This is a genomic window from Kaistella carnis (genome assembly GCF_003860585.1).
Classification (GTDB): domain Bacteria; phylum Bacteroidota; class Bacteroidia; order Flavobacteriales; family Weeksellaceae; genus Kaistella; species Kaistella carnis.
In genome coordinates this window covers 774669-797363 of sequence record NZ_CP034159.1, presented here as the reverse complement: position 1 = coordinate 797363, position 22695 = coordinate 774669, and the positions used below count along the sequence as shown (strand labels likewise).

Below are 22695 nucleotides of genomic sequence, written 5' to 3'. Positions count from 1 at the left end.
AGCCCGTCAGTTTTTTTATATTTATTCTACTTTTTTAAACAGGTTGATGCATCGTGGTGATCTTTCCAAATCGAAGTCCCCCAAATGATAATCCCCGAAAATTAATTGTCGTTCAAATCCAAATTCCTTTGCATAATCATTGATTTCCTCCAAAGTGTGAAGTTTTACTTTTTCAAAGAAATGATAATCTTTTCCCTGATCTTTAAAAGTAATGTCTTTAATGATATGTTGATCTTCAATCTTCTTTTTAATAAGGAATTCGATTCCACCTTTCGATATTTTCCCCTCTTTAATTAAAGTGTTTTCCACCCATTTTGCATTCAGAAAATCCAAAACAAAATAGCCATCGTCCTTTAAAATATTTGAAATTGACTGAAAAACTTTTTGATCGTCTTTTTCATCTTCAAAATATCCAAAACTGGTAAAAAGATTGAAAACACCGTCTACTTTTTGCGAAGACAATTGACCATAAATCTCTTCACGCATATCATGAACTTCAAATTTCAAGTCCGGATTTTCAAACTTTTTGTTATGATCAATGCTCTGCTGGGACAAATCTAAACCAAAGACCTCGTAACCCATTTGGTTCAAAAACACAGAATGTCTTCCTTTCCCGCAAGCGAGGTCAATAATTTTTGATCCTTTCTGAATTTTTAAGTGATTGATTAATAAGGTGATAAAATTTTCTGCTTCTGCAAAATCTCTGTCTTTATAAAGAATATGATAATAAGGAGTATCAAACCAAGTTTCAAACCATGCCATTCTGCAAAAATAACTAAATTTGCAATTGTAAAACGACAAGTTTTAAAAGTTTTCTTTTATTAGAAGCAACTTTCTAATTTCAGCTTTGTCATTTTAAACAATATTTGCTAAACTCAATTTACCAATTTAAAATTTACCACACTGCTGGTCACTACAATATGGATATAGAAAACTTAAAAATACAGATAAAAACTTTTTTCGGCCTCGAAGAAATTTTAGCAGAAGAAATTAGAAAGCTGGGCGGCGCAAATGTAGAAGTTAAAAACCGTGCGGTAAATGTTGAAGGTGATTTAGGCTTTCTTTATAAAATTAATTACTCAGCCAGAACGGCACTGAAGATTTTGGTTCCGGTTTTAACATTCAAAGCTTGGGATGAAAACCGTTTCTACGACAAACTTTTTGATTTTCCGTGGGATGAATATATGACCGTTGATCAAAGTTTTGCCATTGACACGACCATTTATTCTGAAAGATTTTCGCATTCTCAGTTCATGTCTTTAAAGATGAAAGATGCGATCGTGGATTTCTTTAAATTCAAATATAATAAAAGACCGAGTGTTGATACGCAACAACCGGATATTAAACTGCACCTTCACATCGATAGAGAATTGGTTACAATTTCTCTGGATTCTTCCGGTGATGCTTTATTCAAAAGAGGTTACAGAAAAGAACAGGGCGAAGCGCCATTGAATGAAGTGCTTGCGTCCGGAATGTTGCAGTTAGCAGGTTGGGACGGAAAAGGAAATTTCCTGGATCCAATGTGTGGTTCCGGAACCTTACTAATCGAAGCGGCCATGATCGCTTTGGATTTACCGGCGCAGACCTTCCGCAAAAGATTCGGTTTTCAAAACTGGTTAAATTACGACGTAGAATTATTTCAGACTATTAAAGAAGTTCGCCTTAATCGCGTGAAAGAATTCACCGGCAAAATTGTAGGATACGATATCGATCCCGATATGTTGCATGCAGCTCGCGTGAATATAGAAGCTGCAGAAATGGACGATATCATCGAAGTGAGAGAACAGGATTTCTTTGAATCTAAAAAGGAATTATTCCCACTCATGATGGTTTTCAATCCACCTTACGATGAAAGAATTGTTATTAACGATGATGAGTTTTACGCTAAAATCGGAGACACCTTTAAGAAGAACTATCCAAATACTTTGGCCTGGTTGATTTCCTCAGATTTAGATTCTTTGAAAAGAGTCGGATTAAGACCTTCACGTAAAATCAAACTTTTCAACGGGAAACTGGAATGTCGATTTATGCAGTACGAAATGTATGAAGGAACGAAGAAAATTCATAAGTTAGAAAGTAAAGAAGGAGACAGTTAATTCAATCTTACTTTCCTCTTTGAACTTTTAAAAATTCTGAAATAAAGCTTTTATGCCTTTTGTTATTCGATAAACTATGCAGTCAATCTCAATAATCATCGCCATTTACAACCGAAGAGACGAACTTTTCGAGCTGCTAAATTCCTTGTCGCATCAAACCGATAAAGATTTTGAGGTGATCATTGTCGACGATGGTTCTTTAATTGATTTACGTCCGACTGCCGAGTTATTTCACGAAACTTTACCTATAGAATTCTTTCGTAAAGAAAATTCCGGTCCCGGATTATCTCGAAATTATGGCGCCAAAAGAGCCAAAAACGACTGGCTCGTTTTCGTCGATTCCGATGTCATCGTTGAAACCGATTATATTCAAAATATAAAGAAGAACCTTTCAGAAATTCCATGCGACGCATTCGGTGGCGCAGACAAAGCCCACAAAGGCTTTAATCTCATGCAGAAAGCAATTTCCTATTCCATGACTTCCGTTTTCACTACGGGTGGAATTCGGGGGAATAAGAAAGCAGTAACTAAATTTCAACCCCGTAGTTTCAACATGGGGGTTCGAAAAACAGCCTTCGAGAAAGTCGGTGGTTTTTCAGAAATGCGCATCGGCGAAGATCCCGATCTTTCCATGCGGCTTTGGGAGAATGGCTTTACGACAGCCTTTTTCTATGATATTGGCGTTTATCATAAGCGTAGAGTTGACTTCGGAAAATTCTCAAAACAAGTTTATCAGTTTGGTTGTGCGCGTCCCATTCTGAATCAACGCCATCCGAAATATGTGAAGATTTCCTTCGCATTTCCTTCTCTATTTCTATTAGGCTATTTTCTCGGCTTCATCGAGTACTTTTTCTTTCAGAAAGGTTTAATTTTAGGCCTTTACGGTTTTTATACCTTCGTCGTGTTTTTTCATGCGTTGTACCAAACCAAAAATATCAGCATAGCCGCAATGGCTATTATTTCCACGTATATTCAGATGTTTTCCTACGGTTATGGTTTTCTTAAATCCTGGATTTTACTCAATGTTTTCCGTCAAAAACCCGAAGATGCGTTTCCTTCTCATTTTCATAAAGAATAATTTCAAACTAAGATCGTTAAAGTTTTGGGCGCACATCTCCGGCTTTCACTACTCGCTTTTTTTGCCTTTGCTTTTTCCATCGCAAAAAAAGAGCTCAAACATGCCGTTCAATCCGGGGCGCAGTTATATTTTAAATCCACAATTATTTATTTTCACCGAAAATTTTAAATCAAAAAATTGAAAAAAATAATCTCTATCCTAATTATTATTTTCTCCTTTAGTAATTTGTATTCTCAAAATACGTTTGTCTTTTTGGGGTCATTTAACAGAGACAAAACCACGGACGGAATATATGTTTATCAATTAAATACCGACAACGGAAAACTCACCAAAGTGACAACCGTAAAAAACATTCTCAATCCATCTTTTCTAACCATATCTCCAAACGGAAAATATGTTTTTGCCTGCACAGAAAGCAAAACTAAAAATGCAGGAAGTGTAAGCAGTTTTGAATTTAATCCACACAATAAAACTCTCAACGTCATCAACAGTCAGAAAAGTGGTGGGGAAAATCCTGTTTATCTTACCGTTCATAAAAATGGAAAATGGCTCATCAACGCGAATTATACGGAAGGCAGTATTTCTGTTTACCCAATTTCCGAAAATGGAATGATTGATCCTTTGGTACAAAACTTTCAATTTGAAGAAGGAAGCCTCAATAAAGATAGGCAAGATCGCTCACATATTCATTCGGCGGTTTTTTCACCCAACTTTGACTATTTATTTTTCCCGGATCTTGGCGCAGATAAGATTCGAACCTATAAATTTGAGAATGAACAAAGCAGACCTCTCCAAATTGCAGCGATACCATATACGAAAACAATTTTAGGAAGCGGACCAAGACATTTTACGTTTCATCCCAACGCAAAATTTGCCTATTGCATTGATGAATTGACAGGAACCGTAGATGCGTACAAATATGAAAATGGAAAATTGGAAGGCATTCAACGAATAAATACGCATTCCGATAAACAAAAAGACAATTTCGAAAGTTCAGATATTCATATTTCTCCTGATGGAAAATTTTTATACGCATCAAATCGTGGCTCCAAAAATAACATCGCAATTTTTGAAATTCATGAAAATGGAACTTTAAAAAATGTTGGTTATCAATCAACTTTAGGGAAACATCCACGAATATTTGCAATTGACGAATCCGGAAAATTTCTTATCGCAACAAATTCTGTAAGTGGCGATGTCGTTGTCTTTAAGAGAAATTTTGAAACTGGTTTATTAAAAAAAGTAGGCAAAAAAATAAAAATATTTGGGGTCTCTTCTGTGCAAATTAAAAAATATGATCAGTAAATATTTCTCCTCGAAATTTCTGTAAAATTTGTTGTAAACTAATTTGCACTTTTTTCTTAATCTAATTTCCCTAAAACTTATGTTATTAATGTGTTAAAAAATTATAAGTATAAAAATTCATCGAAAACTTTTGGACCTTGTGGTTAAAGTTAGTTCCACCCAAAATCCTTATTTTTGCAAAAAGATAAGCATGCAAAATTACCTAGAATTCAATTTTAAAATAGAACCTTTACAACCCTGGAACGAAATCCTGATGGCAGAACTCATCGAAATCGGTTTCGATAGTTTTACAGAAGAACACGACGGGATTTTGGCCTACATTCAAACAGAATTGTTCAAGGAAGAAGACCTGAAAGAAGTTCATCTACTTCAAAATCCTGATATCAAGATTTCCTATACTTACAAAGAAATGCCAAATATCAACTGGAATGAAGAGTGGGAAAAAAACTTTTCTCCCATCAATGTTGAAGATCAGGTTTCCATTCGTGCAGAATTTCATCCCAATCAAAACTTACCGCACGAAATTATCATTCAGCCCAAGATGTCTTTCGGAACCGGCCATCACGCCACAACCTATTTGATGATTCAGCAAATGCTTGACATGAACTTCGAAAACAAAACTGTTTTAGATATGGGTTGCGGAACTTCTGTTTTAGCCATTTTTGCCAAACAGCAAGGTGCCGGAAAAACCGTAGCTATTGATATCGATGAATGGTCCGTAGAAAACTCGATTGAAAATGCAGCGAGAAATAATGTACAATTGGAAATCTCTCAAGGAACTGCGGATAATTTAGGCAGTGAAAATTTCGATATTATCTTAGCCAACATCAATCGAAATATTTTAATTTCGGATATTCCAACGTATGTTTCTGTTTTAAATAATGGCGGTCAATTATTATTGTCCGGTTTATGTTTCTTCGATGTAGATGATATTCTGGAAGTTTGTACCGCACAAAAACTAACTTTGAAAAAGAAACTGCAAAGAGAAGAATGGGTTTCTTTACTCTTGGAAAAATAAAAAAAACCTAGCGAATTGCTAGGTTTTTGTGACCTCGACAGGATTCAAACCTGTAACCTCCTGAGCCGTAATCAGGTGCGCTATTCAGTTGCGCCACGAGGCCTTTTTTTAGGTCTGCAAATATAACACTTTTTATCCCTTTCAAAAAAATGAAATCGACTTTTTTTACATTTTTTATGCTTTTTTTTCTTATTGCTTGTAAAAAGGAAGCTCCAACGAAGTTAAATGATTGGCAAATTATTTCAGAAAATGTCCAGTTTAAAGAAGATGAAGGTAATTTTCACATCAAATCAGGTAATTTTAAATTTGATATTCCAAAAGAAAAACTTCCTTTTAAAAAAGTGATTTTGCTTAACGCAAGTTTGGTGGGCTATTTTGCAGAACTCAATTTGGAACATAATATTATTGGAATATCAAGTCCCGAATATGTTTATTCTAAAAAAATTCAACAGCTCGTACAGAACGGGAAAATTCAAAATGTAGGAAATGAACAGAAATATGATCTGGAAAAAATTATAGCGCTAAAACCCGATGCTATTTTTACCAATTATATTGCGAGTTTTGAAAACACCTATGATTTAATAAAGAAAAATGGCATCGAAATTATTTTCCTGGATGAATATCTGGAGCAAGATCCTTTAGAAAAATCAAAATACCTTTTATTGTTCGGTCAACTTTTCAATCAGGAACAAGCAGCCGCAAGCCGATTTGATCTGATTGCGAAAAGATATGATTCTCTTACAGCCTTAGCAAAATCTGCAGCAAACAGACCGATCGTTCTAGCCAACGAAATGTATGGTAATCAGTGGTTTCTGCCGGGTGGGAAATCAAATTTAGCACAGTTTATTCATGATGCTAATGCAATCTACATTAATGCTGATAATGCTGAAAGCAAGGCAATTCCCTTAAGTTTTGAGGAAGTTTTTGTGAAAGGTCAAAAAGCTGAATACTGGGTAAACATCGGCAACCATCAACATAAAAGAGAATTGCTGCAGATCAATCCTAATTACACCAAACTTCCTGTGTACAATCAGGGTAAATTGTACACCATCAATGGCAGAGAAGTAGGTAAATCAAATGATTATTTTGAAAGTGGAGTGGTCAGAGCAGACCTTGTTCTTCAGGATTACATCAAGATTTTTCATTCTGAATTGTTGCCTGACTACAAATTGACCTATTTAAGGGAGTTGAAGTAAATTTTATTTCTATTTTTGCACCTTTGAAACTGTTTACCTTTGACTCATTATTTATGTGGAAGAAAATTAAAAGAATTATTTATATTATCATTCTCGCAAACATCCTTTTTATTGTTTGGGGAAAATTTTTTAATCCGCCCATAACGATTACGCAGATTGGAGGGTTAATGGAATACGGGAAGCTCAAAAGAGATTACATATCGTATGATGAAATGGGAAGTAATGTAAAAAAAGCCGTGATCGCGGCGGAAGATCAAAGTTTTTTTGTGCACAATGGATTTGATTATAAAGCCATCGAAAAAGCAATGAAATACAACCAAAAAGGTAAAAAACTTCGTGGCGGCAGTACGATTTCTCAGCAGACTGCAAAAAATATATTTTTATGGCAGGGAAGAAGCTGGATTAGAAAAGGTTTTGAAGCTGTTTACACCTTCATTATCGAGTTGGTTTGGGGAAAGGATGTTATTCTGGAACGATATCTTAATTCAATTGAAATGGGCCGTGGCGTTTTCGGTGTGGAGTCCGCTTCAAAATATTACTTTAACAAAAGTTCTAAAGATTTAACAAAAAGTGAAGCCGCCTGGATTGCAACCATACTTCCAAATCCACGAAAATATGATCCAAAAAATCCGTCGGCTTACCTGAACAAAAAGCACACTTGGATTATGCGACAGATGAATAATATCACGCTTAAATAATTTATCTTTACCCGATATTATGGTATTCACTTTTCGCGATAAAGATAGTTTCAGTACAATACTGATCAAGTATTTTAGTTTTAGAAATGAAACCAAATCTCTCGATCCCTTAATCGAAATTTTACATAGAATTCGTAAAGTTCATTTTACGGAGGTTTTAAATTTCCTGCGGGAAAATGAAGAAGTTACAGAAAATTTTGGCTATTATATCCGGAATCTATTTGAAGGCAAACCCTTTAATCTATCACTTACCGAAGCCAATATTTTATCGGAAAATGCATTTTATCCGGAGTTAAAAAAACGGTTACTGGACACGTTTTTGCCCAGCGTAGAAAATGAAGAAACGATCTGGTATTTGGTCGATACAGTATCTGTTCGCCCGAAAGCTGACCTGGAGTTTTTCAGAAATTTGAAAAAAGAGGATTTAGATGAAGTCTTCAGATTGCTGAAAATTGATCGGATGATTCTAAAGCCCAGCGTTAAAAATGAACTTTTGTTTTCTTTAAATATTCTTGCCTGGCGAATTATCGGAAATGCGATGGATGTGCAGGTGGTGAATATGGCACCTGAATACAGAAAATTCGACAATCCTTTTTTGGCTATGCAAAACGAAATCGATTTGCTGAACCAAAGTTATAAAGAGAATCCTGAGTTTCTCCTGACCAGTAAAGATGTCAATTATAAGCAGATCAAAGTCTATTTAAAACAATGTCTGGAGTTTGTAGCTCTGGCTTTTAAGAACTCTTCGAAATACGGGATTTCCGGGAAAATTAATCAGTCTTTATTAAAAATAAGACAACAACTTGAAAGAATGACCGATATTCTTTCGGTGATGATTTTCGATAAAGAAGAGGATGTTTTAACGAATTCGAAAAGACTCTTTTTTAAAATTTTGGAATATAAATCCCATAAAAACAATTTACGGGAATTATTTTCTGACAGCACTACTTTAAAATCGCATCTGATTACGAATCACACTGCAGAAACAGGATCTCATTATATCGCATCTACGACGAAAGATTATTTGATGATGTTTTGGCGTGCAAGTGGTGGTGGGATTATTGTAGGAGCGCTTTGTGTACTTAAATTATTGTACGGTTACATTCCGGGTAGTGATTTTTCGCATGCGTTTCTCTACGCTTTTAATTATGCTATGGGGTTCATTATGATTTTTCTAATGAATTATACCTTGGCTACAAAACAGCCTGCAATGACGGCCGCAACGATGGCGAAAGTACTTTCTGAAGGAGAAAATACTCAGAAAAATTATACCGATTTTGCACATTTGGTTTCTAAATTATTCCGAACGCAGTTTATTGCATTTATGGGCAATGTTCTGTTGGCATTTCCTATTGCGCTCGCCATTATTTATGGAATAGATGTCCTGTTTGCGCAAAATTTTGCCGCCGAAAAGTCGACAAAACTGTTAACAGACTTAGATCCATTTGAGTCAAAAGCAATTTTTCATGCGTGTATTGCTGGTTTCTTTCTTTTTATCTCCGGAATTATTTCAGGAAACGTAGGCAATAGTTCTGTATTTTATCATATTCCAAAAAGGATTGAGAAGAATCCTTTTTTAAATTATTTTTTTGGAAAATCGGCCTCGAAAGGTTTGTCCGATTACTATGCGAAAAACTGGGCGGGCATTATTTCGAATTTCTGGTTTGGAATCTTCCTGGGAATTACAGGTCCTGTAGGACTTTTCTTTGGTTTAGATCTAGATATCAGACACATTACTTTTGCTTCCGGAAACTTTGCTTTGGGATTATACGGCACTGATTTTTCTGTAACGGCGAAGACCTTTTGGATTTCTTTTGTGACCGTTTTCCTTATCGGTTTCTTCAATTTCGCGGTGAGTTTTGGCTTGTCGATGATATTGGCGTTCCGTTCCAGAAAAGTGAATTTCGGAGAAGTAAAAGAGATTTATAGAGAAATTGTTAGATATTTCCTTAAAAATCCACTGCGTTTTTTCTTACCGATTCGTTCAAATTTGGATAACAGTGCAAAGGAAATGGTAGACAATACGGTAGTTACAAAACCAGAAGATCAATAAAATTTTCTTCCCCAAATTTCTCCTGAAATTTCTTCAGATAAAAGGTTTTCCTCATTCGAAAATCATTTTTAAGCAGGGGAGATTTAATTCTCAATTCTAAAATTTTCCTTTTCAGATTCACCGATTCTATTTCATTGTAAAGTGCATCATTCAGATATTCATGTAGGAAATCCTTCACTTCAAAAGCCAGTAATTTATCTTCAAAACCATAAATTTTAGCAAAAGATTTTACGAGTTCGGAAGACTGATATTCTCTTTTCTTTTTCATTGTAGCTCAAAAATTTTGCTTTCTTCATTAATTCGTTTGACCACATTTTCGGTGCGCTCTTTATTGGTGTCGGTAATAAATATTTGCCCAAAATGTTCCTGATTAACCAATTCGATCAATTGTGAAACTCTGGAATCATCAAGTTTATCAAATATATCATCCAATAAAAGAATGGGAGTTTTTCCCGTTAATTCTTTAATTCTGTTCATTTGAGATAACTTTAACGCAATTAAAAAAGATTTTTGCTGTCCCTGACTTGCAGTTTTTTTCATTGCGATTCCGTTCATTTCAAAAAGTAAATCATCTTTATGAATTCCTTTTGCCGTATAAGTCAGGATTCTGTCTTTTTCTAAATTTTGTTGAAGTAAATCTCCGAAGGAATTATCGCTCAAATCGGATTCATAAAGCACGGTAATATTCTCTTTTCCTTTAGAAATAGTTTCATAATAACTTTGAATTAAAGGTACAATAGAATTGGTAAATTCTTTTCTTTTTTCAAAGATTCTGGTTCCAAATTTAATTAAAGGTTCATTATAAATTTCCAAACTGTCCGCATCAAAATATCTGTTTCGGGCGAAATCCTTTAATAAAGCATTTCTCTGCTGAACCGTTTTCTGATATTGCATTAAGTTAAAAAGATATTCCGAATCTGTTTGTGAAATCATCGCATCTAAAAATTTTCTGCGGCTTTCTCCGGAGTCAGAAATCAAGTTAGAATCGTATGGTGATATAATTACGCTTGGCAAAAAACCGATATGATCCGCCATTCTATCGTAAGATTTATCGTTTTTCTTAATAATTTTTTTGGCGTCTTTCGGCTGCTGAATTTTGATGATGTTTTCTTTTTCTCCATCATCAATTGTTCCTTCAATGGTGAAAAAGTCTTCGTCGGTTTTAATATTATTGAGGTCTTTATTTCCCAGAAAACTTTTTGCCATCGATAAATAATGAAGTGCATCGAGAATATTGGTTTTTCCGACGCCATTATTTCCTACAAAGCAATTGATTTGTTTAGAGAGATCGAAGTCTCTTTCCTGATGGTTTTTGAAATTCTGTATTTTTAAATTAGTAATGATCATAGTCCTAAAATGGTTTGTAATTTCAGGATTTTTATGATTTTCCCAAAATGAAATAATATAAACTGCAACTTTCTCTTTCGAAATTTTCCATCCATCTAAATTTCTGTAAAGATAAAAATTTCATTTCAGACCGCTCTTGAAAAAAGACCGTTGAATTCTAGTTTTCAAAATTTACGAAGTGTGGTTTATCAGTTCCAAAAGTGTTCAGCGGGATCATATCATTACGGTAATCATTAAACTCGAAAACCGATTTATTATCAAAAGGTACGGCCGGATAATAAACAAAAGATACCTGAATTCGGTTGAAAACTAAATAAGGGTTATCTATTAAAACACCGACTCCAAATTTTGTATTTGTTTTGGCACTAAACAGTTTTTGATTTTGTTGAGAAAGCCAACCCATCGCGATAATACTGTAAGGACTGAAATGAAAATTCTTCCAGGTTTTATCTATGAAAAATTGGGTTTGATACCGAAGGACCAATTTTTTTGTACCGATGAAATCTTCGCTGTACGGGGAGAATTCATCTTGATGCGACATCTTGATGCGGTCTTTGTACGAAGAATTGTAAAGCTGACTTCCCCAAACAAAAGTAGGAGAGAAGAAATGGCGGACTTTGGCAAATTTCCAGTCCTGTAAATTGGTGAAATAAGTTCCATCAAAACGGAAGGAGTCGCTGCTTTCTTTATCTTCATTAAAAAACCTTCCATATTCTGCTTTTATGGTAAAATATCCGGATTTAATAAAATGGCCCAACTGCCCGGAAACGCCTGCGTAAGGAACTGCACGATTGCTGCGGCTAATCGCACCTGCCGTAATTCCTAATGATTTTCCGTAGGGAATATCTTCCGGTAGATTATACTTAAATATATTTCTTTTTACAGCATATTTTCTTTCTATAAAAGTGGCTGAAGCTAAAAAGCTGTTGTAGGAGGAGAAGAATCCCCGCTCATCGATTGTCGGATTATCTTTGTATTGATAGTTTTGGAAACGTCCTAAAACTGCGATATTACGGGAAATTTCAGTTCTGTCGCCACCAAAGATAGGAAACTGATAACCTCCCCATAAATCTTGATTATAAACTTTTATTTGAACTTCAGGAAAAACATCATCGTCATTAAGAGGCAAAATGACCCTTCTCATAAAATATTCGAAGGTGAATCCTCCGGCCCACTTTGTAAGCGGCGAAAAGAAATCGCGCGTTGCAGAAAAGGTAATTCTTTCATTATCTTCAAAATCCTTTTCTCCCGTAATTCCTGCGTTGATGAACGAGCCAAAAAGATTGTAGGCCGTATAACTTCCAAAAAGATTGTTTTCTTTTTCTTTGAAATCATTGCTGTAGAGAAAGTTTACTTCGTGCCCCAGACCCAAAAAGTTTTCCTCCTTTGCTCCTGCTCCAAATCGACTTCCTGAATATCTGAATCTTGGTTTTATGCTCCAGGAATCCAAAATCTTTACGGAGATATCAATAGAATCTGTCATCAATGTATTTTCGTCAACACTTATATTAACTCGGTTCACGAAATTCATATCACGCAAAACCCTTTCAGATTCGTATAATTTTTGAGCATTGTATTTCTCTCCTTTTTTAAAAAGTAAATAATTATTAATGGTCGATTGCTTTGAATCGATGTGAATTCGGTCAGCAAGCCGGTCGTACCACTTCGCATCTTTATTGTTCCCTGAATTCTGATATCCAAAAGGATCCACGGTCTCAATCTTGATATTTCTGATAATTTTTCCGTCGTATGAAGCTTGCTTATGATCTTCCGTTCTGGATTTTACTGAGAGAGAGTCTGCTTCTCTGCGAAAAATAAACCGGTGAATAAATTTGGTGGTTTTTCTCTGGTCCGAAAATTCTTCAATTTTGTAATACAGGGAGTCTTTCTTTTCCTGTGCTTTTACAAAAGAAGTACATGATAATATGATAAGACAGGATGAAATAAGTCTATTTCGCATAGAATATATAGTTAAATAAAAGGGAGATTACGTAATTAGATTGTTTAAGACAAGGAGTATAAATGGCAGTCCGCTGCAACTTTCTACCCAAAATGAAAAGTAAGAATCTTTATTTGAATCTTCGGAAAAATAAATCAGAATAAAGGTAATGACCGCGGTCATCAAAAATGCAAAAGCAAACTCAGGTTTCAAATAAAATATTGCAATTAGTAAACTTGTGAAAACCAAAACATAGGCAAAATATTTCGTGTTTTGAATACCTATTAATTTGGGAAAAGTAATTACCGTGTCCGACTTCATATCACGAATATCGAAAGGCAGAACCAAAGCCGTAATGAATATCCAGCTGATCCAGAAAATCTCAGCATTGAACTCGGGTAAAATTAACCACGAATTGATTAAAGCCCAAGTTAAACCGACATAAAATATCTTAAAAAGTGGAATTTTACGCACAAAAAATTTAAGGAAAGTGCTGTCATACAGAAGTCCTAAAACCACAATCACCGCCCATTTTAAAAGGCGGACTTCATTATGATGATAAATAATAAGGGCTACCGATATTAAGCCCGAAATAATATTGAAAACCAGTATTTTATAAAATAATTTCCCGGAATTCTGATATTTTGTATATAAATATCCGCTGAAATAAGTGATGAAGATCAGCAGAATGGTTGGCGTTCTGATAATGTTCTGCTCGTACATAAAAAAGACCGCAAACAGCGTTCCCATGATAGAAACAAAAATTTGACTGTTTATAAAGTATTTTTTTAGTAAATTTAAGCTGTTCATATTCGACAACCTCCAAGGATTTTAGAAGAACGCTAATCTATGAAAAATAAGTAATTAATGCGCCGTTCCGCCTGTTTAAACTGACTTAAAATTCAAAAAATTTATCATTAAAAACTAACTTTCTGCCCATACTTTCATCAAAGGAAGGAAATAAATTTCTTCTACAAAAAATTATAGTTTATGAAATATAAAATCTTCTCATTCCTTCTCTTCTTATTTACCTTTTCAGTTATTTCTGCCCAGAAATATTATGATGATCAATGGAAAAAAGTCGCTGAAAGTTATAAAACTGGAAAGTTCAAATCTAATCTTCCACTCATTTTAGAAATTCAAAATCAAGCTATGAAAGATGACAATGCTGTGCAACTTATTCGTTCTTTGAAAGCGGAATTCAGTATCGTAAATCAAACGTATGATGATACGAAAAATGATGCTGCTACCCAATTTTTTGTTAAACTAAAAGGTTTTGATGCCAAATTAAAGGGAGACGATCAATTGCTGTATCAGGTTTTATTGGGTGAGTTTTTTAGTGATTATTATAACCAGAGTGAATGGCGTATTAATCAGCGAGCCAACATCAATAATCAAGATCTGGCTGAGATTGAGACGTGGTCTAAATTAGATTTTAAAAACTATTTAACGAGACATTTTACTTCTTTAGAAACAAAAAAAACGGAATTGAAGGGGATTCCAATGTCTAAATACAAATCGATTTTTGAAGGAACTGAAGACTTAGACTATTTCCCGACTTTGTTTGACTGGAATGCAATGAAACAAATTAATTTCTATAACAATGATGAATTATTTACGCCAAATGAAATTAAAGTCAATCAATCTAAAATTGCAGATTTATATTCAGAATTAATTCAGAAGAATACAGGAAATGCGAAACTCTATTTTCAACATCAAAAATTAAATGATGACTGCGTATTTACCAATTGTAAAAATAAAACTCAACAACTTCAAAATTTAGTTCAGTCTTCAACCCAAGGTGATTATAAAGTTTTGATTATTACTGAAATCATTGATCAATTGGTTGATAATCAAAAATATAACGAAGCACTTTTATTGATTAAAAACACCAAGGAAGAATATTCAAAATCTAAATTTATAAACAATATTCTTAATCTAGAGAACAATATTCTTCAACCAAATTTAACCATTCATTACGAAACTCATACGCAGGCAAATTTGCCAATTCATTTGGTTGCCGACGCAAAAAACGTCTCCAAATTTTCTTTGAATATTTATGAAGTTAAAGATGATCAGCAGAATTTTCTGAAATATGTGGCAAACTCGTACGATAAAACTCGTTTTCCGGCAGTTAAGAAAACTTTGGTGAGAAAAGAAAGTTTTGATTTGCAGGATTTAAAAGATTATAAAAACCATAAAACTTCCTTAGAAATCAAAGCACTAAAATCCGGAATTTATCTCGCAGAATATGTAGTGGAAAATGCGATTCAGGAAAATTTTTATTTCATCGTTACAAATTCCAGAATCATCTACAACAAAAAAGATGGACGTAAACCAATCGCTGACCAATTACAACTTGTGAATCGTGAAAATGGAAAATCGGTTTCGAATGAAAATCTAAAAATCTTTGAATTTACAAACGATAATAAAGCCGATTCTTTTGCGACAAAAACAGATCAATCTGCGGTTTTCAAATTTCCTGTTTCTCAAAATAATCAGTATTACCGATATTATTTGGTTCAGCAACCTTCGACCAATGATTATAATTTAATGAAGGTTTATGGCAATCAATATTATAATGAACCAAGAAAAGTAGAAGAGCAAAATCTCGCTCAAATTTTTATCGATCGTGGGATTTACCGTCCCGGGCAAATAGTATATTTTAAAGTGATTAATACCAAATTACTTTTGGATAAAGAATCTGTTGCAGCAGGAATTTCGCAGGAAATCACTTTAAAGGATGCGAATGGTGAAAAAATTTCTACTCAAAAATTCACCACCAATGAGTTCGGTTCTTATCACGGAAGTTTCACTTTACCTAATGGAAAATTGAATGGTCAATTTTCCCTTCAAGTTGGTGGAATGAATGTGAGTGCTTACAAAGGATTTAAAGTGGAAGAATACAAACGACCGAAATTTGAAGTGACTTTTGAACCCATCAAAGAAGAGTATAAATACGGGCAAACCATTGAACTGAAAGGAAAAGCCATGATGTTTTCCGGTGTTGCGTTAAGCAATGCGACCGTGAATTATGAAATCAAAAAACAAAATATTCGCTGGCGATATTTCTGGTGGTATCCACGTGGAAATGATAATGAAAACTCCATTTTAGGTGAAGTTAAAACCAATGATAAAGGAGAATTTGTTATTCAACTCGATCTGAAAAAGGATGAAAATTTAGAAGGAATTCAGGTTGATAATTATGAAATTAATGCTTCTGTGACGGATATTAATGGTGAAACACAATCTTCTACAGAAAATGTAAAAGTTGCCTCTGTTTCACATTATATTAAAACCGATGATATCAAAGATACTTTTACCGATGAACCTTTAAAAATTAAAGTTGAAACCAAAAATTACAACGATCAAAATTTAAAGAAATCGTATCAGGTTAAATTGTCTAAACTTCAACCGACAGAAAGGATTTACCGAACAAATTTCGAAACTCAAATTCAGGATTTACCGAAGTTTTCGAAAGCAGAATTTATTCAAAAATTTCCCCACGATTACTTCTCGAAAGAAGAGCAAGAATGGAAAACACAATTTGTCATTCTGAACGGAGAGAAACGAAATGAAGAATCTCTCGATTTAGGAAAACTTTTGGCTGGTAATTATAAACTCGAACTCTTCAATATTGAAGGAAAAGATACCATTAAAACAGAAAAAACTTTCGAGGTTTTCGACAAGCGATTTTTAACGGATTCTCAAAAACCTTATTTAAAAGTACTTCAACCAAAAACCGAATTTAAGCGAACTGAAAAAGCGAAAATCTTCGTTTATTCCGCAGTTCCAGATGCTTTGGTAAATATTTATCTTCAAAATGGAAATGGCGAAACTTCGATGGAGCAGAAGAAGTTTAAAAATGGACTTTTAGAATATGAAGTCGCTTTTCCAAAAGATGAAATTATTGATCAAATCAATGTTCAGTTTCAGTTAGTCGCTTTCAATGATGTGAAAACGGAATCCGTTAATTTAAATATCGCTTCCGACAAAAAACCTTTGCGAATTGAAACCGTAACCTTCCGTGATAAACTGCAACCTGGACAAAAAGAGAAGTGGACGGTTAAAGTTTTAGGTGAGGATAAAGAGAAGATCAACGCTGAAGTTTTGGCGAATATGTACGATAAATCTTTGGATCAATTCGCCAGCAATTCTTTTTCTTTCCGTCAAATTTATCAGAAAAATTTCATCCTAAATTCTTATGGAATTAATGAAAATCTGGCTCAGGAAAATTTTAACAAAAGAGTTCCATATTTAAAACAGAAAGGTGTAAATATTCCCGAGTTTAATTGGTTTGATGGTGGTGTTTATGGAATTCCGATAATTTTCGTCCAAGCGGAATCGGTTTCCGGGATCAGAAATCAAGGAGGTATTAGAAAAGAATCGTATTCAGCAATGAGAACAGGTGCCAAAGCGGAAGTTGCGATGGATGCGGATGGAATTGCACCGCCAGCAAATGAACAGAAATATCCTGATCAAGATGGACCATTAGGAAATGAAAATTTAGACAAAATCCCGGTTCGTCAAAATCTCAACGAAACAGCATTCTTTTATCCAACTTTAATGACGGATAAAGATGGAAATGTAACTTTTGAATTTACGTCTCCGGAAGCATTGACACAATGGAAACTGATGTTTTTGGCACATACTAAAGATGCGCGTTCTGCAACTTTAGAAAAATCAGTTGTTACTCAAAAAGAGTTTTCGGTAACGCCAAATTATCCGAGATTTTTGCGTGAAGGTGATGAGTTGAACCTTCAGTCAAAACTCTCCAGTTTGGTTGATAAAAAATTGAGTGGAACTGCGCAACTGCAAATTTTAGATGCTTTTACAAATGAAGATATTTCATCTAAGTTCAATTTAAATGAAACTCAAAAATCCTTCGAATTAAAAGAAAACGGAAATGAAGTGGTTCAGTGGAAACTGAAAGTTCCAAATGATGTTTCTTCCATGATTATTAAAGTTGTCGCAAAAGCCGGAAACTATTCAGATGGCGAACAAAAAGCAATCGCCGTTTTACCAAATAGAATGTTGGTTACAGATGCCGTTCCAATCTTCGTGAAAGAAGGTCAATCCAAAACTTTCACTTTAGAAAATTTAGCCACAAACACTTCTACAACCGCAACTAATTTTTCCAATACTTTGGAATTAACAACCAATCCGATCTGGGAAATCATGTTCGCTTTGCCAAGTTTGAAAAATGATACTAATAATTCTGCGGATGTCGTTTTCAATAAATGGTTTGCCGATGTTTTGGCTTCCGAAATTTTTAAAGCGAATCCGAAACTGAAAGCCGTTTTTGAAGAATATCAAAGCAAAGGTTTATTGGTTTCTAACTTGGAGAAAAATCAGGAGTTGAAACAATTGTTGCTGGAAGAAACTCCATGGGTTTTAGAAAGTAAAAATGAAACTGAGCAAATGGAAAAACTCGCCAGATTATTTGATGCGAATAATATGCGAAATTCCATTAATGAAGATTGGAGTGAATTGCAGAAATTGCAAAATCCAGATGGCGGCTTTTCCTGGTATCAAGGTTATCCGAGTTCCTATTACAACTCGCTTTCCATCTTGAAAAATTTAGGGAAAATTAATGAATGGCTGAAAGGAAATACGGCGGATTATCAATCTTCAGCGCAAAAAGAAATGGTTGCGAAACTCATTAATTATGTAGATTCCGAAGTTTATAAATATTGGGATGTGAAGAAAGAATATGTTTGGAATAATTATGTTTTAGACTATCTCGACACCCGAAATTACTGGGAAAAAAACTTTCCATTAACAGGAAAAGGAGCACAACTGAAAACTTTGGTCATCAAAAAAGCACCAACCGCGAAAATCACTGATTTTACGTTCTTCGGTTTGCACAGAGCGGCCTTACTTTTCAATAATTATAAACTTCCAGCAGTTTCTAAAAAATTAATGACTTATTTAAAGGAAACTTCCACAGAATCTGAAACTCAGGGAATTTACTGGAAACAAAACCTGAACGATTGGGGATGGTATTCTTCCAAAACCGTGAATCACGCCGGAGCGTTGGAAGCCTTCAATAAGTTAACTCCAACAGATGAAAAAATGATCGAGGAAATGAAAATCTGGCTCATCACGCAGAAAGAAGTGAATTCTTGGGGAAGTTCGCGTGGAACTTCGGAAGTGATCTTTACTATTCTTAATTCAGGAAAATCCTGGACAACCGCAGAAAGCGATAAAGCGACGATTATTTGGGGTGGAAAAGAATTGGTTAATCCTGATACGAAAGCGACAGGTTACGTGAAATCAACTTTAAAAGGAGAAAAAATTGATAAAAATTTAGGAACTGTTACCGTTACCAAACCAGGTCCCGGAATTGTTCAAGGTGGTTTATTTTGGCAATATTATGAGGATTTAGACAAAATTAAATCTTCTGAATCTTACCTTTCCATCACCAAAGAATTGTATAAAAAAGTGAAAACGGTGAATGGTGAAGAATTGGTAAAAATTGCAGAAAATTCTCCTTTGAAAGTGGGTGATAAAGTCACCGTAAGAATGATATTAAACACCGACCGAAATATGGAATTCATTCACTTGAAAGATATGCGTGCGGCAGGATTTGAACCTTTAAATGTCATTTCAGGATATGAATGGAAAAACGGTTTAGGTTATTATCAATCGACCAAAGATGCTTCCACTAATTTCTATATTGAAAATATGCCGAAAGGAAAATACATTTTTGAGTACGATTATATTTGTAATGCATCCGGAACGTTTAGCAATGGAATTACCACTTTGCAAAATTATTACGCACCACAAATGAATGCGCATACGAAAGGAACAAAAATTACGATTTCTGAATAATATACTTTGACAAAGTTTTAACAAAATCCGTTTCAGTTTTGAAGCGGATTTTTACATAATAAAAAACACTATTTTTTTATTATCGAAATTGACACATGTAGAGTATGCGAGTCTAATCAGAAATAATTAAAGATTTTAAGCAATATATTTTTAAGTGGCAAATTATAATTGGTAATGTATCTACGCCAAATGTAACAAGAAAAAATTTGTAGATTGTTGTGTTTTGCCTAATCATTGATATTTAGGTAATAGGGTGTAAATAGCGCTTATTTCATGTTTTTTTTGTTTTAATTTTATGGATATATCAAATTTTTTATTAAATTTGTTGTTATTGTAAAAATTAAAAAAAATGAAAAAATTACTACTTCTTTCAGCTTTCGCGGCTACAGTTTCAACTGCTTACGGGCAAACCACCCTCTTCGAGGACAACTTTGAGAGTTATCAAGATTTTATTATCAGCAATATCGGTCAATATAAGTTGTTTGATAATGATGGTTTAGGAACATATATCGGCGGAGCTTCTCCCGCACCAGGTGTTTTACCATGGAATAATGCTTATGCTCCTATGGTTTGTCAGGTTTTTAATCCTTCGGCAGCAGGGGTTGTAAACGGACATGATAATGAAAACTCAAACTTTGATCCACACGGTGGTAATAAGTATTTGGCGTTTTGGGCAAGTTCACCGGAAGGTGGAGTCAATAGGAATGACGACTGGCTTGTACTTCCAAAATTGACTTTGGGTACAGGAAATAAATTTACATTCTGGGTTAAATCTCTTGCAGATGATTATGGATTAGAGAAATACAAAGTAGCCATTTACGATGGAACTGCCGCGCCAGCAACTTCTGCAGCTTTTCAGGTTATCGGTGCTACCAGCAGAACTGCTCCATTGGAGTGGACCGAAGTTTCAGTTGATATCCCAGCTACTTTTGATAACAAGCCTGTTTATTTGGCTATTAATTATATGTCGGCTGATGTTTATATGATGATGGTCGATGATATAAAAGTAACCACTGCAACTCTAGGGGTCACTGAAACTGCCAAACAAAGCACCACTGTTTTCCCTAATCCTTCTAAAGGAGTATTTAATTTGAAATCCAACAAGAAAGCAACTTCCGTTGAAGTTTATTCTGCAGAGGGAAGATTGGTTAAACAGGAAAAAGCGGTTCAGCTTGTAGATATTACAAATCAACCAAAAGGTGTTTATATTTTGAAAATTAAATATGAAGATGGTAGTACGGACAGTAGACAGATTTTAAAACAATAATTTGTTTTCTATTCTAAATTATAAAACCGACTGTATTGGTCGGTTTTTTTGATTTAAAAGGTTTATATCTTCTTACGAAAATACTCGCTTTTTTAGTTAAACCCATCAGATTTTTAAAAAAGTGACTCGACTAATTATAATCAATCCCTATAATAGTATGGATGTTTATAATTTATTTGACAAATGTCAAAGGATTTGGTGCCCATTCTCCGCAACTTTGTACCCACAAACAAACAGACAACGAATATGAAAACGCTTAAAAATAATTTGGCCAAATTGCTGGTCTTTTTTCCGCTGGTTTTTTCTGCCCAACAAGCGCCGACTTTACAGGAATTGATAGACAGTGCGCTAGTCAACGATGGAACGTTAACCCAACAAACCCTCGAAAATAAATATACCCAACTCGATGATCAAAAACTGAAAGATGTTTTTCTTCCGAAAGTTGAAGTGACCGGGAAAGCGGGTTATCTCTATACTTCCGCGCGTCTTAATTCACCGGAAATTAGTCTTCCTGCACTTCCACCAATTTTTCCGGGCGCTGTAATTCCAGAAGGTCAACTTTCAAATAATCTTAATATTTCCGGGATTTCAACCATGGCAAAAGCCGAAGCGAGTGTTTTGCTTTATTCTGGCGGAAAAGTGAAATATCTGAAAGAAGCCAACAGAGAAAAAAATATTTCTGAAAATTTATTGATGCAGAAAAGCCGTGATGAAATCATTACCGAAATTTCTAAAGCGTATGATCAAATGGCCTTGGTTCAGGAATCTAAAAAAGTTTTAGATGAAGCAAAAAAACGTTTGGATATCAATAAAAAAACGGCCGATAAAGCATTAGGTTACGGACTAATCACTCCTTACGATCACAAAAAAATAGAATTGGCGCAAGCAACTTTGGATTCGAAATTAGTAGAATACGAAGGCAAAAAAGAATTGCTGATTACCCAAATCGAAATTTTAACCGGAATCGAAAGAGAAAGAATTGCTTTAATTCAACCGCAATTGCAAGCTATTTCTTATGAAGTTCTTGATCGAAATATTGAGAATAGAGTAGAGATTCAAGCCCTGGATCACGGCATCAAAGCAACCGATTATAAGATTAAAGCCGAGGAAAGATGGTGGGTTCCGAAAGTTCAGGCACAAACTTCCGTAAGTTATATTGGATTGTTTAATGGGAATATTGCAACGTCAAAAGAATTGTTGCCAAATTCCGGAAAGAAACTGGATTTTAATCCCTCAAATTTAAATGTGTTGCCTTTGGTTCAAGCCGGAGTTGGTTTTAAATGGGATGTGTTTGATGGTAATGAAGGAAAGCATTTGGTTGAAAAAGCCAAAATTGAAAAAGAGATTTTAGAAAATAAAAAACGCGATGCTTCTAAAAAACTGAATCTGAATTTAGCCAACAATCAGACAAACTACACAATTGCAAATGCGCAAATTAAGTTGAAAGAGAAAGCCCGCGAAATTGCAAAACAAGGTTTAGAACAAGTGGAAAAAGAATTCCGGTATGGAACCAAAACTTCTGCTGCTTTAATTGAAGCAGAAAATGATTTACAAAATGCAGAACTGGAATATCAGAACGCTATTTTTAATCAAAGAAGAAGCGCCATCGAACTGATGAAATCCACGCAGAATTTGCAGATCGAAAAACTGTAATAAAATAGGTTTCCTAAAACATAAATCTTTAGTCTTTAACCGCAAAAGAGACAAAAGACAAATGATGAAATAAAGATTTTCAAAAGCCTGCGAAAAGTAAAACATTAAAAATATTAAACTTTTGCAAACTATTGATTTACTTCTATTAAAATAAAACTTTTGCCTCTTTTGCGGTAGAAATAAATTTAGTAATTTTTTCTAAATCCATCAT

Annotated in this window: 15 protein-coding genes and 1 tRNA gene; 10 read left to right on the top strand and 6 right to left on the bottom strand. The window is 34.5% G+C overall.

The window, feature by feature from the left end:
* Window positions 1-21: 21 nt before the first annotated feature.
* Window positions 22-762 carry a class I SAM-dependent methyltransferase gene (locus EIB73_RS03555; RefSeq protein ID WP_125022700.1) on the bottom strand — a complete coding sequence of 247 codons (741 nt, stop codon included), beginning with the start codon at window positions 760-762 and terminating at the stop codon, window positions 22-24.
* A gap of 158 nt (window positions 763-920) precedes the next feature.
* Between EIB73_RS03555 and EIB73_RS03550 the strand changes: the two genes are divergently transcribed.
* From EIB73_RS03550 to prmA, 4 genes are all read left to right on the top strand, one after another.
* Window positions 921-2096, top strand: coding sequence for a THUMP domain-containing class I SAM-dependent RNA methyltransferase (locus tag EIB73_RS03550; protein ID WP_125022698.1), 1176 nt, complete (start codon window positions 921-923; stop codon window positions 2094-2096).
* Between the two features lie 76 nt (window positions 2097-2172).
* Window positions 2173-3174 carry a glycosyltransferase gene (locus EIB73_RS03545; protein ID WP_125022697.1) on the top strand — a complete coding sequence of 334 codons (1002 nt, stop codon included), beginning with the start codon at window positions 2173-2175 and terminating at the stop codon, window positions 3172-3174.
* A 177-nt stretch (window positions 3175-3351) separates the two neighbouring features.
* A complete protein-coding gene (locus EIB73_RS03540) occupies window positions 3352-4479 on the top strand; it encodes a lactonase family protein (protein WP_125022695.1) in 1128 nt (375 codons plus the stop codon).
* A gap of 190 nt (window positions 4480-4669) precedes the next feature.
* Window positions 4670-5497, top strand: coding sequence for a 50S ribosomal protein L11 methyltransferase (prmA, locus tag EIB73_RS03535; protein ID WP_125022693.1), 828 nt, complete (start codon window positions 4670-4672; stop codon window positions 5495-5497).
* Window positions 5498-5526: 29 nt separating this feature from the next.
* Here prmA and EIB73_RS03530 read toward each other — a convergent pair.
* Window positions 5527-5600, bottom strand: a tRNA-Arg gene (locus EIB73_RS03530).
* Between the two features lie 46 nt (window positions 5601-5646).
* On the opposite strand from EIB73_RS03530, the gene EIB73_RS03525 reads away from it, so the two are divergent.
* From EIB73_RS03525 to EIB73_RS03515, 3 genes are read left to right on the top strand one after another with little or no spacing between them, the layout of a single operon-like run.
* The gene (locus EIB73_RS03525; RefSeq protein WP_125022692.1) at window positions 5647-6693 is read left to right on the top strand and encodes an ABC transporter substrate-binding protein; all 1047 of its coding nucleotides are present in this window, start codon (window positions 5647-5649) and stop codon (window positions 6691-6693) included.
* Window positions 6694-6746: 53 nt separating this feature from the next.
* Window positions 6747-7391: a monofunctional biosynthetic peptidoglycan transglycosylase gene (gene mtgA, locus EIB73_RS03520; RefSeq protein ID WP_125022690.1), complete on the top strand. Its 645-nt coding sequence runs from the start codon at window positions 6747-6749 to the stop codon at window positions 7389-7391.
* 19 nt (window positions 7392-7410) lie between these two features.
* Window positions 7411-9444: a recombinase gene (locus tag EIB73_RS03515; protein WP_125022688.1), complete on the top strand. Its 2034-nt coding sequence runs from the start codon at window positions 7411-7413 to the stop codon at window positions 9442-9444.
* On the opposite strand, the gene EIB73_RS03510 is transcribed toward EIB73_RS03515, so the two are convergent.
* The 4 genes from EIB73_RS03510 to EIB73_RS03495 all read right to left on the bottom strand — a co-directional run bounded on the left by EIB73_RS03510 (window position 9422) and on the right by EIB73_RS03495 (window position 13540).
* Entirely contained in the window at window positions 9422-9712 is a 291-nt protein-coding gene (locus EIB73_RS03510; protein ID WP_125022686.1) for a hypothetical protein, read from the bottom strand. The genes EIB73_RS03515 and EIB73_RS03510 overlap by 23 nt on opposite strands.
* The gene (gene recF / locus EIB73_RS03505) at window positions 9709-10791 is read right to left on the bottom strand and encodes a DNA replication/repair protein RecF (protein ID WP_125022684.1); all 1083 of its coding nucleotides are present in this window, start codon (window positions 10789-10791) and stop codon (window positions 9709-9711) included. The genes EIB73_RS03510 and recF overlap by 4 nt, the downstream gene beginning before the upstream one ends.
* Window positions 10792-10948: 157 nt before the next feature.
* Window positions 10949-12751 (bottom strand): BamA/TamA family outer membrane protein, encoded by a 1803-nt coding sequence (locus EIB73_RS03500; protein ID WP_125022682.1) that lies wholly within the window; start codon window positions 12749-12751, stop codon window positions 10949-10951.
* A 27-nt stretch (window positions 12752-12778) separates the two neighbouring features.
* Window positions 12779-13540 carry a UbiA prenyltransferase family protein gene (locus tag EIB73_RS03495; protein ID WP_125022680.1) on the bottom strand — a complete coding sequence of 254 codons (762 nt, stop codon included), beginning with the start codon at window positions 13538-13540 and terminating at the stop codon, window positions 12779-12781.
* A gap of 180 nt (window positions 13541-13720) precedes the next feature.
* Here EIB73_RS03495 and EIB73_RS03490 point away from each other — a divergent pair, with 180 nt between their 5' ends.
* The 3 genes from EIB73_RS03490 (at window position 13721) to EIB73_RS03480 (ending at window position 22484) form a co-directional block, all read left to right on the top strand.
* A complete protein-coding gene (locus EIB73_RS03490) occupies window positions 13721-19564 on the top strand; it encodes an alpha-2-macroglobulin family protein (protein WP_125022678.1) in 5844 nt (1947 codons plus the stop codon).
* Between the two features lie 349 nt (window positions 19565-19913).
* Window positions 19914-20831, top strand: a complete 918-nt coding sequence (locus tag EIB73_RS03485; RefSeq protein WP_125022676.1) for a T9SS-dependent choice-of-anchor J family protein — start codon at window positions 19914-19916, stop codon at window positions 20829-20831.
* Window positions 20832-21077: 246 nt separating this feature from the next.
* On the top strand, window positions 21078-22484 hold the full coding sequence (locus EIB73_RS03480) for a TolC family protein (protein WP_125022674.1): 1407 nt from the start codon (window positions 21078-21080) through the stop codon (window positions 22482-22484).
* The last annotated feature ends 211 nt before the right edge of the window (window positions 22485-22695 follow it).

Excerpts from the sequence above, each read along its gene's own strand:
- recF (WP_125022684.1), bottom strand. The coding sequence starts at position 10,791 with ATGATCATTACTAATTTAAAAATACAGAATTTCAAAAACCATCAGGAA.
- EIB73_RS03510 (WP_125022686.1), bottom strand. The coding sequence starts at position 9,712 with ATGAAAAAGAAAAGAGAATATCAGTCTTCCGAACTCGTAAAATCTTTT.
- prmA (WP_125022693.1), top strand. The coding sequence starts at position 4,670 with ATGCAAAATTACCTAGAATTCAATTTTAAAATAGAACCTTTACAACCC.
- EIB73_RS03525 (WP_125022692.1), top strand. The coding sequence starts at position 5,647 with ATGAAATCGACTTTTTTTACATTTTTTATGCTTTTTTTTCTTATTGCT.
- EIB73_RS03550 (WP_125022698.1), top strand. The coding sequence starts at position 921 with ATGGATATAGAAAACTTAAAAATACAGATAAAAACTTTTTTCGGCCTC.
- EIB73_RS03545 (WP_125022697.1), top strand. The coding sequence starts at position 2,173 with ATGCAGTCAATCTCAATAATCATCGCCATTTACAACCGAAGAGACGAA.
- EIB73_RS03495 (WP_125022680.1), bottom strand. The coding sequence starts at position 13,540 with ATGAACAGCTTAAATTTACTAAAAAAATACTTTATAAACAGTCAAATT.
- EIB73_RS03500 (WP_125022682.1), bottom strand. The coding sequence starts at position 12,751 with ATGCGAAATAGACTTATTTCATCCTGTCTTATCATATTATCATGTACT.
- mtgA (WP_125022690.1), top strand. The coding sequence starts at position 6,747 with ATGTGGAAGAAAATTAAAAGAATTATTTATATTATCATTCTCGCAAAC.
- EIB73_RS03515 (WP_125022688.1), top strand. The coding sequence starts at position 7,411 with ATGGTATTCACTTTTCGCGATAAAGATAGTTTCAGTACAATACTGATC.
- EIB73_RS03555 (WP_125022700.1), bottom strand. The coding sequence starts at position 762 with ATGGCATGGTTTGAAACTTGGTTTGATACTCCTTATTATCATATTCTT.
- EIB73_RS03490 (WP_125022678.1), top strand. The coding sequence starts at position 13,721 with ATGAAATATAAAATCTTCTCATTCCTTCTCTTCTTATTTACCTTTTCA.
- EIB73_RS03485 (WP_125022676.1), top strand. The coding sequence starts at position 19,914 with ATGAAAAAATTACTACTTCTTTCAGCTTTCGCGGCTACAGTTTCAACT.
- EIB73_RS03480 (WP_125022674.1), top strand. The coding sequence starts at position 21,078 with ATGAAAACGCTTAAAAATAATTTGGCCAAATTGCTGGTCTTTTTTCCG.